Source organism: Luteolibacter flavescens, assembly GCF_025950085.1.
GTDB lineage: Bacteria > Verrucomicrobiota > Verrucomicrobiia > Verrucomicrobiales > Akkermansiaceae > Haloferula > Haloferula flavescens.
The window spans coordinates 1-9,359 of record NZ_JAPDDS010000028.1 but is presented as its reverse complement, the minus strand read 5'-3'; the positions used below and the strand labels follow the sequence as shown (position 1 = coordinate 9,359).

Annotated in this window: 7 protein-coding genes and 1 pseudogene; 7 read left to right on the top strand and 1 reads right to left on the bottom strand. The window is 64.4% G+C overall.

What is annotated here, in order from left to right:
* Nucleotides 1–207: hypothetical protein (locus tag OKA04_RS24290; RefSeq protein WP_264503830.1), on the top strand; the 207-nt coding region annotated here is incomplete at its 5' end.
* Between the two features lie 1,070 nt (nucleotides 208–1,277).
* On the top strand, nucleotides 1,278–2,114 hold the full coding sequence (locus OKA04_RS24285; RefSeq protein WP_264503829.1) for an Npun_F0296 family exosortase-dependent surface protein: 837 nt from the start codon (nucleotides 1,278–1,280) through the stop codon (nucleotides 2,112–2,114).
* Nucleotides 2,115–3,164: 1,050 nt separating this feature from the next.
* On the opposite strand, the pseudogene OKA04_RS24280 reads toward OKA04_RS24285, so the two are convergent.
* Nucleotides 3,165–4,211: pseudogene (locus OKA04_RS24280) on the bottom strand (IS5 family transposase).
* A gap of 236 nt (nucleotides 4,212–4,447) precedes the next feature.
* Between OKA04_RS24280 and OKA04_RS24275 the strand changes: the two are divergent.
* The 5 genes from OKA04_RS24275 to hemQ all read left to right on the top strand — a co-directional run bounded on the left by OKA04_RS24275 (nucleotide 4,448) and on the right by hemQ (nucleotide 9,207).
* Nucleotides 4,448–4,942, top strand: a complete 495-nt coding sequence (locus tag OKA04_RS24275) for a hypothetical protein (protein ID WP_264503828.1) — start codon at nucleotides 4,448–4,450, stop codon at nucleotides 4,940–4,942.
* Between the two features lie 131 nt (nucleotides 4,943–5,073).
* Nucleotides 5,074–5,532 carry a hypothetical protein gene (locus OKA04_RS24270; RefSeq protein ID WP_264503827.1) on the top strand — a complete coding sequence of 153 codons (459 nt, stop codon included), beginning with the start codon at nucleotides 5,074–5,076 and terminating at the stop codon, nucleotides 5,530–5,532.
* Nucleotides 5,529–6,098: a hypothetical protein gene (locus OKA04_RS24265; RefSeq protein WP_264503826.1), complete on the top strand. Its 570-nt coding sequence runs from the start codon at nucleotides 5,529–5,531 to the stop codon at nucleotides 6,096–6,098. The genes OKA04_RS24270 and OKA04_RS24265 overlap by 4 nt, the downstream gene beginning before the upstream one ends.
* A 1,096-nt stretch (nucleotides 6,099–7,194) precedes the next feature.
* Nucleotides 7,195–8,322 (top strand): hypothetical protein, encoded by a 1,128-nt coding sequence (locus tag OKA04_RS24260; protein ID WP_264503825.1) that lies wholly within the window; start codon nucleotides 7,195–7,197, stop codon nucleotides 8,320–8,322.
* Nucleotides 8,323–8,379: 57 nt separating this feature from the next.
* Nucleotides 8,380–9,207, top strand: a complete 828-nt coding sequence (hemQ, locus tag OKA04_RS24255) for a hydrogen peroxide-dependent heme synthase (protein WP_264503824.1) — start codon at nucleotides 8,380–8,382, stop codon at nucleotides 9,205–9,207.
* Nucleotides 9,208–9,359: the final 152 nt, after the last annotated feature.

The following is a 9,359-nucleotide window of genomic DNA, read 5'->3' as shown; positions in this document are numbered from 1 at the left end:
AAGAAGGACAAGGAAGAGAAGGAGGAAGAAACCCTCCTCGCCGGTGACAAGAAGAAGAAGGACAAGGAAGAGAAGGAGGAAGAGACCCTCCTCGCCGGCGACAAGAAGAAGAAGGACAAGGAAGAGAAGGAGGAAGAAACCCTCCTCGCCGGTGACAAGAAGAAGAAGGACAAGGAAGAGAAGGAAGAAGAGACCCTCCTCGCCTGATCATTTTCATTTTTTCCCCCGGGGAATGGCGGAGGACAACGCCCCTTCCCCCCCGGAAAAACCCGGGAAGATGCACCCAGCAATCATGGCGGGTGCATCTTCCCATTTTTTGTGCCCACCCCTCACCAGCGCTCCCACTGGGAACGCGGAATTTATTCCGCCCGAAACCTCCCCCAAAGCCGCCGCAGGCGGAGTGCTGACTTCAGTCGGCACGTAGCCTGCCCCGGCAAACCAAAGGCAAACACACCCCCGGCAACGCCAGCACCCCACCCTTCCCCAAAGCCCCCTCGACACCCCAGCCCCACAAGACAAACTACTATCTTAATAGTAATTCAATCATCCCCAAACCACCCCACACACCCGCCGGCCAAACCCACCGCTCCGCCAATCCCCCGCCACACCAAACTACTGCACCCATAGTATCCACACCCCGATCACCCCCACCACCCCCTCTTCATCTGTGTCCATTCGTGTCCATTCGTGTCCATCCGTGGTCGAAAAATCCCATCCCCCCAGCACCCAACCTCTTCATCCCATCCATCCCGGCCCCATACCCCCCCATCATCATCCCCTCTTCATCTGCGTCCATCCCGTCCATCCGCGGTTGAAAAACCCACCATCGCATGCCCCCCAGCAACCGATCCCATCCATCCCATCCATCCTGGTCCCAAACCCCTCAGCCTATCCCCATCCATCCCATCCCCTCTTCATCTGCGTACATCCCGTCCATCTGCGGTTGAAAAAACCCACCATCCCAAGCCCCCCAGCAACCGATCCCATCCATCCCATCTATCCTGGTCCCGAACCCCACTCTTCCACCGCTCACCCACCCCCGCTCACCCCGCACAATCCCCGCCCCCAAAAACCTCCCCTACCACCCCCACACCCTACCCGAAATACGCACGTATCCGCCCCTCCCAGACCCCCGTTAGAACACTCGTTTTCAGTAGTTCTACGTGGAAAAATCCCCCCAAAAAACCCACCCCCCGCGATGGCGTAATAGGGTTCCTACGGGGACTTAACAATTCACATTTACCGACCATAAAAAACCGCCACATACCTCACTCGTCATGCACCGCATCACGACGAGTCCTCTCCCCTACCTCGCAGCCCTCCTCGCGGCCATCACCGCCCTCCTTTACCAGGACAAAGCCGACGCCGCCATCATCGTCAGCTACGCCGAGGCCCCCGGCCAATACAACTCCACCCTGAGCCACACCCAGGTCTTCGACTTCAATACCCTCCCCACCGGCGACCTCACCGACGTCACCTGGCACACCGTCGGCACCTACGACCACCTCACCGTCCGCCCCGCCGACATCTACGGCGGCGCTGGTGATCCCTCCGGCACCCAGTACGCCCTCCAGGGCGCCGGCGGCGTCAATACCACCACCCTCCACCTCGACCAGGCCACCGGCTACTTCGGCCTCTGGTGGTCCGCCGGCGACAATCAAAACGTCCTCGCCTTCTACAGCGGCGAAACCCTCGTCGCCCGCTTCACCACCCAGACCCTCCTCGACGCCATCCTCCCCCACACCGAGTATCGCGGCAATCCCCAGACCGGCTCCAACTCCGGCGGCAACTACGGCGAACCCTACGCCTTCGTCAATTTCTACGCCCAAGCCGGCACCACCTGGGACAATATCGTCTTCACCAATGCCACCGGCAGCGGCTTCGAAAGCGACAACCACACCCTCCGCGACCACACTTGGGGAGCCTATCAGGGAGAAGCCGGCCGCGTCCCCGGCCGCCACGTCGCCCTCGTCGATGGCGAACAAATCACCCTCCTCCCCGCCGACTCCAATACCGGCACCGGAGCCAGCCAGATCCCCGAGCCCACCGCCCTCCTCCTCGGCACCCTCGCCCTCCCCCTGCTCGGCCTCCGCCGCCGCCAGAGCCGCCACTGACCCCGCTCCCAAGGGCATCAGCCAAAGCGCAAATCCCCAGCGCCCCCGCCCACGCCCCGCACCACTTCCCAGCCTCTCCCCAAAGGCCCACTCTCACGCAAAACCAGCCTCTCCCCAGAAGCCAGCCGTCACGCAACATACAGAACACAGCCTCTCCCCAAGAGCCAACTGTCACGCGATACACAGACCACAGCCTCTCCCCAGCGGCCCACTGTCACGCCACTCACCTCACCAGCCATCCGCTCACACCACAGTCTCTCCCCAGCGACCCAGTCCCGACCAGCCGACCACTCGACCAGCCAACCACACGCAGTCACGCAAAGCACAGCCTCTCCCCAGAAGCCAACTGTCACGCAATACACAGACCACAGCCTCTCCCCAGCGGCCCACTGTCCACGCAAGACCACCTCACCAGCCATCCGCTCACCACACAGTCGCTCCCCAGCGATCAGACCCTTAATCAGCCGACCACCCGACCAGCCAGTCACACGCAGTCACGCACAGCACAGCCTCTCCCCAGCGGCCCACTGTCCACGCAGCACCACCTCACCAGCCAGCCCCTTCACCTAACGGTCTCCCCCCAGCGACCTGATCCCTGACCAGCCAGCCCACCGTCCCGCACAAACACCAGCCTCTCCCCGGAAGCACACACACACGCGCAAGCAAGCACGCCCCGCAGCAGTCCCGCACGAAACGCACGCACACAAAAAACACCACCAGCCCGGCAGCCACCCACCGCTGCCCGACAAGCGGCCTTCTTGGAAAACCCCTCATTCCAAGAAGGCCCTTTCGCGTACACACCCCGCCTCCCGGCACCCCCGCATTCGCCAACACAGCCCTCCCCCCTGGGAGCGCCGGTCATCAGACCGGCCCGCCTCACCCCGCGCTCCGCTCCCCCCACTGGGAACGCGGAATTCAAGGCACTCTTATTTATCCCTATTGACCCTGTCTGAGCCCCCTCGCGACCAACTGGCCTTCGCCTGGCAGACAGCCAATTCCCCACCCCTGTTTGCCCTTCCTCTCTCCCCGGCGTCGGCCGGGCAGGCATCATCACGCCACCGCCTGGCGGCTCATGCGCGTGTATTCCATCAGGTTGCAAACCAGGTTGAGCATCACGATCGTCGCCCGGTTCCTCACCAGACCGATGCACCGCAACGACAGCCCCTTGAGGCACATCTTCATCCTCCCGAACCGGTGCTCGATCCGCGCCCTCACCTTGCTCTTCTCGCGGTTGGACTGCTTCTGCTCCTCGCCCAGCACATTGCCGGCAAGCCGCTGCACGTGGATCCGGTTGGCGATCCCGGCCTACTCCAGCCGCCCGGCGATGGTCTTGTTGCAATAGGCGCTGTCTCCGTGGTTCGCGCTGCCTTCGCCCGCCGGTTCGAAGAAGCACTCCGGCACGATCTTCGAGTCGTGCGCGTTGGCCGGTGACACCACGTAGCCGTGGATGAACGAGTCGGTGTTGCCGCCGACAATGCTGTTCTTGTAGCCGTAGTGGTTGCGCCCGCGCTTGACCATCCAGCGCGCGTCGAGGTCCTTCCGGGCGAGCTTGCGCGGCTTGGCCTTCCACGCGGCGGGCACCTCGCCCGCCTTGACCTGCTGCTGGCGCGGCACCTCCACGATCATCGCATCGACGGTGCGGCCCTCGCGGCACAACAGTCCCTTGGCAGCGAGCTCGCGGCGGAACACCTCGAAGAGGGCGGCGACGCCATCGGTGCCTTCCACGCCATCCTCGCCCGGCAGCCGTGATTTCGCGAGCTTGTCGCGGAAGAGCCAGACGGTGCGGGAGTCCGGCACTGCGTCGTGGGGCGAGAGACCGGCGAAGCGCTGGGCCGAGGCGCTGTCGATGAGCTCGAACTCGAGTTTTTCATCGGAGAGGCCGCGGACGAGTTGCAGCACGAGGATCCTGAACATAAGCAGGCGGTCCCATGGCGGGCGTCCCGGGCCTGTGGAGCGGGGTCCGAGAAGCCGGTCGAGCAAGGGGCGGAAGAGGTTGAAGTCGACGGCCTCGCCGATGGCCTTGAGCGGGTCTCCCAGTTCATCGATGCGGCGCAACTGGATGTCGTGAGTGAAGAAGCCGGTCTGGATTTCAGCCATGCGGTGAAGAAGCACGGGGCGGTCCGAATCCCGATGATCCGAACAATAAATAGAAGTGTCCTGAATTCCGCGTTCCCAGTGGCAGTAAAGGGGCGCCCGGAGGATGTCTGTCTCCAGTTCGCGCGCCGGGGTGCTCGCGGTCAGGCTCGTGCGATCAGGGCATTCGTCCGCGGTGGGCGTCATTGCCAAGCTCCCTATCTTCCCCTCATCATGCGGCAGCATCCCGCGCCAGATAAATGCCACTGCATCCCCACCCGTGCCCGCGACCGCGACCCCTCTACCGCTGGAAGTCCTTCTGGCTCGGCGTCCTCGTCACCGGCTTCCTCGCGTGGCTCGGCTGGCGGTCCATGCATTATGATGAAGGCTTTTTCGTCCGGGTGCCCGGGATCGCGTGGGAGGCAGGCCACGGCCCCGCACTTCCCGGACTCGTCAGGATGGAAATAGAACCTTACTCCACCGGGTCTTCTACATTCATCGCATACAGCGAAGGGCAAGATCCGGCTTACCACTGGTTCCCTCCCGCTTTCGAGACACACACCTATCCCCCCTCGCCGCACTCGCGCTTCTTCCGCTTCGCCTACTGGTTCCTCATCCTCCTCTTCCTCGTCCCATGGTCCGCCCTGCTCGCGTGGCGGTGGCGGCGGATGAGAAAGCTCCACCGCGAGAGCGAGGCCGCGCTCTCTAACAACTCCAGCCCCGGCCCCGGCACCACGCAGCCCTCCACTCCATGACATCTCCCGCGCCCCGCACGATGACTGAAAGCCATCCGCAACCCCACCCGACCACGCCCACGCAATCCCACGGGCATCTCCCCCCGCCCCCGCTCCGCCGCTCGATCACCTTCTGGGCCGGGCCCTTGCTCATGCTCTTCATCTGCTGGGCCTGGTGGGACTCCACCATTCATAACACATGGTCGAGACTCGGAAGCACCACGCTCTATAGCAACGGCCACTCCTTCACCATCGTCCACGCGCCGGCCTTGCTCAGCGAGTTCGAATATTCAAGGGAGCGCATCAACTCGTATGGCTTCTCACCCCCCCTGGTGGAAGCGCTATCGCCCTACCTCCTTACTCATGAAGGCAGCAGCCCGCCGGTCCGTTCAGGATACACCTATCGGAAGGGATTGCAGGATATGGTCAATTCCGGCGCTCCCGGGACTTTCCTTCTACGCCTCCCCTACTGGTTCATCCTTCTCTGCTTCCTCCCCGTCTGGGGCCTCCTGCTGCTGCTCCGCGCCCGCCGCCTGAAGCGCGCCGCGATCTCCACCCTGATGACGGGCGGAGAGGCGACAGGGACGGACGGGGTGCTTGGCAGGCCATGAGCAGACGCGAAGGCCCCGCTCCCTCCACGATGACCTCGCGCATGACGATGACCCCGCGACCGCTCCGCCGCTCGCTCACCTTTTGGGCCGGGCTATTTGTCATCCTTTCCCTCGGCGTGGGGTGGTGGCATTCGTGCAGGCATACGGCTTACATCGACCTGGGGCGCTATGGCGCGTCCAGCACGGATCGTGCGATCAACATCCATCACATGGTCTCGCTCTCGACCCCCGTTTGCGGACTGGGCAGCAGCGGTCCCCATAAGCTCCACAAGGGCTCCCAGCACCAGCCATTTCCGCAGCCCTTCCTCATCTTCGCCGCTGAAGAGTTGCAGTCATCCGACTACGATATTTTTCGCGAAGCCGGGCCACAGCCACAGGCAAAGCCCGACCCCTCGCGCTTCAAGAGGAGCAAGCAGTTCTCCGTCAGCTTCTTCGGTCACGGTTCTTGGATGCTCTATCTTCCCTACTGGATCATCCTTCTCTGCTTCCTCCCCTTCTGGGGCTTCCTGCTCCACCTCCGCCACCGCCGCGTGAGACGAGCGGCGGCCTCCATGCCGGTGCCTTGAAAAAGGGACCCTGCGCGGAAAAGGAACGGAACCCGCCCCCTGGGAGCGCCGGTCATCAGACCGGCCCGAAGCAATTCTCACCGCCGATGGACACCCGGTGCCATCGTGGTCCGCATCTCCGTCGGCATTGAAGGCCGACTCGGGCGGGATGAATCCCGCGCTCCCAGTAGCGGGCGATGCGGACTTCCGCGATGAAGCGCGCAGCCAAGGACCACTCGGGCCGGTCTAATGACCGGCGCTCCCAGGCTGCCGCAGGCGGAGCGCTGGCTTTAGCCGGCGAGTGTGCTGTTTTTTCGGACCGGGGGATTCCTTCAACCGCAGATGAACACGGATGGACACAGATGAAGAAGGGATGGTGATTGGGTGATTGGATGGAAGAGGACGAAGCGGATAAGAGATGGATGTGATGGCGGGCTGGGTGATCGGGGTTCTCAGGGCCAAGGGCCCGGCAATTCCTCAGCCCGGGCCATCGGCCCGGGTGCGAACGGGGAATTTATGGCGGCCTGAAGGGCCGCGATACGTTTCGGTGGGTCTCCACCGGAAGGAAGAGACCGAGAAGCGATAGCCTTGCGTGAAGGCGTTCCGTGTGGATCGCGCGCGGGGCTTGTTTGATCGAGCGGCTTGCCACGTATCGCGGCCCTTCAGGCCGCCCGTCTGTGTCTGTCTATTTCCCCGGGCGATGCCCGGGGCTGAGGGATGGCCGGGCCTTTGGCCCTGGGAAGGCGGAGATCGGAGATCGGAGATCGGAACGAGCCGGATAGTGCCGCAGGCGGAACGCTGGCTTTAGCCGGCGAGTCTCCTTCGCCAAGGCCCACTCAATCCCTCAATCCCTCAATCCCCAATCACCAATCCCCCCCATCCCTTCTTCATCTGTGTCCCTCTGTGCCGCTCCTTGGTTGAAAAAAAACACCGGTAGGAAAGAGGACACTCGCCGGCTAAAGCCAGCGCTCCGCCTCCGGCTCCTGCCGCCCTCCGGTCTCCGACCTCCGATCTCCGTCCTCACTTCCCACCCCGGAAAGTCGCATCGCCCGCCGCGGCCGAGGTTTCCTCTGGCCAAGTCCCGGCGCGATTCCTAAACCGGTGTCCACCCTCTTCCATGTCCGCGGAACCACCCAACTCATCCGGCTTGCCGGGCCGCAGCCGCCCGGCGCTTTCGGACCTCTCCCGCGAGACCACCGAGGATGACCTGTGGAATCTGGACGAAGACCCCACCCCGGCCATCGCCCACCCGCCCCAGCCGCGCGATACGCCAAAGACCACCCAGGCCCCGCCAAAGGAAGTCCCCGCGTCAAAAGGCCAGGAAAAGCCCGACAGGAAGCCCCCCGTGGAGCTCCACGTCCTCACCCCGGAGCCAAAGTCCACCGCCACCCGCCACTCGCCACTCGACGAAATCGGCGATCTGGAAGCGGAAAACGCACCTGCTCCCGCCGCCACCCCGGCACCAGCACCGGCCCCCGCGCCGCGGAAAGAATCTCCGCCAAAAACTTCACCGGCCCCGGCTTCCACACCGTCGCCCTCCTACCGCGCCCCCGCCCCGGAAGTCGCTGAGGATGAGGAATACGACCAGCATTCCCACCAGGCCGCCAGCCCCGCACCGGAGGAGGAGCCCCCGCGCGCCCGCGCCGCCGCATCAGCAGCGCCAACTCCACGCGCCAGCCTCCGCCCGCGGCTGAATCGCGCCGAGGTCATCAGCATCGCCACCTTCGCCGTGGTCGCCATGATCGCCGCGATCTGGATCATCACCCGCTTCTCCACCCAGTTTTCCTTCACCCGCGCCTCGGATGCCCATCCGGATTTCCCGCTGAAAGGCCAGTCCGTCGAGGTGGATGCCGCGGAGACCTTTTGGCGCGAGCCCATCCGCACCGGCGAGGACCGCGATGTCGCCCGCCGCGAGGTCCAGATGATCCCCGTGGTGGAAGTCACCCTCGACCCCGGGAAATCCTCCGGCGGCTCCCTCCGCGTCGTCTTCAAGAATGGCCAGGGCGAGCCCGTCGGCGACGCCATCACCCGCGGCTTCTCCGGCGGCCGCTTCGATGCCAGCGGCAGCCCCACCTTCTCCTTTGCCGCCACGGACGGCTTCATCGAGCAGGCCCACTTCCAGGCCTACCGCGCCGGGAAGGGCGACTACTGGACCGCCGAGCTGCTCGAGGCCCCGCCCGGCCAGACCTCCGCCAGCGCCTTCAAGAAGCTCTCCTCCGTCCCCCTCCTGCCCAGCCTCCGCTGAGGCCTCGGCACTCCGCCTTCCGCCTTCCGATCTCCGTCCTCCGTCCTCCGCCGTCCCATGCCTGAATCCAATGTTTCCCCGCTCGTGCCGCGCGAAGGCTGGCACGTGATGCACCTCTTCTACTCCATCGACCACGCCCAGTGGTCGCTCCTCGGCGATGACGAAAAGCGCGCCGCGAAGACCCGCCTCACCGAGCTCGTCCAGGAGATCCGCGCCACGAAGGACACCCACCTCCTCACCTTCGCCATCGCCACGCCAAAGGCCGACATCGGCTTCATGCTCCTCACCCCGGACCTCCAGGTCGCCACCGGCTTCGAGAAGCAGCTCACCCTCTCCCTCGGCCCCGAGATCCTCCGCCCCTCCTACTCCTACCTCTCCATGACGGAGAGCTCGGAATACACCACCTCCTCCGCCCAGTACGCCGCCGAGACCCTCATCGGCGAAAAGGGCCTCACGGAAGGCAGCGAGGAATATGCCCAGGCCATGAAGGACTTCGAGGACCGCATGGCCCACTACCTGAAGCACCGCCTCTACCCCGTGCTCCCGGATTGGCCCGCCATCTGTTTCTACCCCATGTCGAAGCGCCGCACCGGCGCGGACAATTGGTACTCGCTCCCCTACGAGACGCGCCGCGAGCTCATGGGCGGCCACGCCCGCACCGGCCGCACCTACTCCGGCCGCATCCTCCAGCTCATCACCGGCTCCACCGGCCTCGATGAGCACGAGTGGGGCGTCACCCTGCTCGCAAAGGACACCATCGACATCAAGTCCATCGTCTACGAAATGCGCTTCGACGAAGTCTCCGCCCGCTACGCGGAATTCGGCGACTTCTACATCGGCATGCAGCTCCCCCTCGACGAGCTCTTTCGCCGCATCTGCCTCTAGTAAGGAGTGTCGACGTTCCGTCGATACAAGCCCCGCCAGACGGCCAACAAGCAAGAGACACCCAGCGGCCCACCAGCTCGGCGCAGCCGGGAGCGCTGGCTTCAGCCGGCTTGGACGGTCGTGCGAACCACCACAAAAGCCGCCTTCCACCA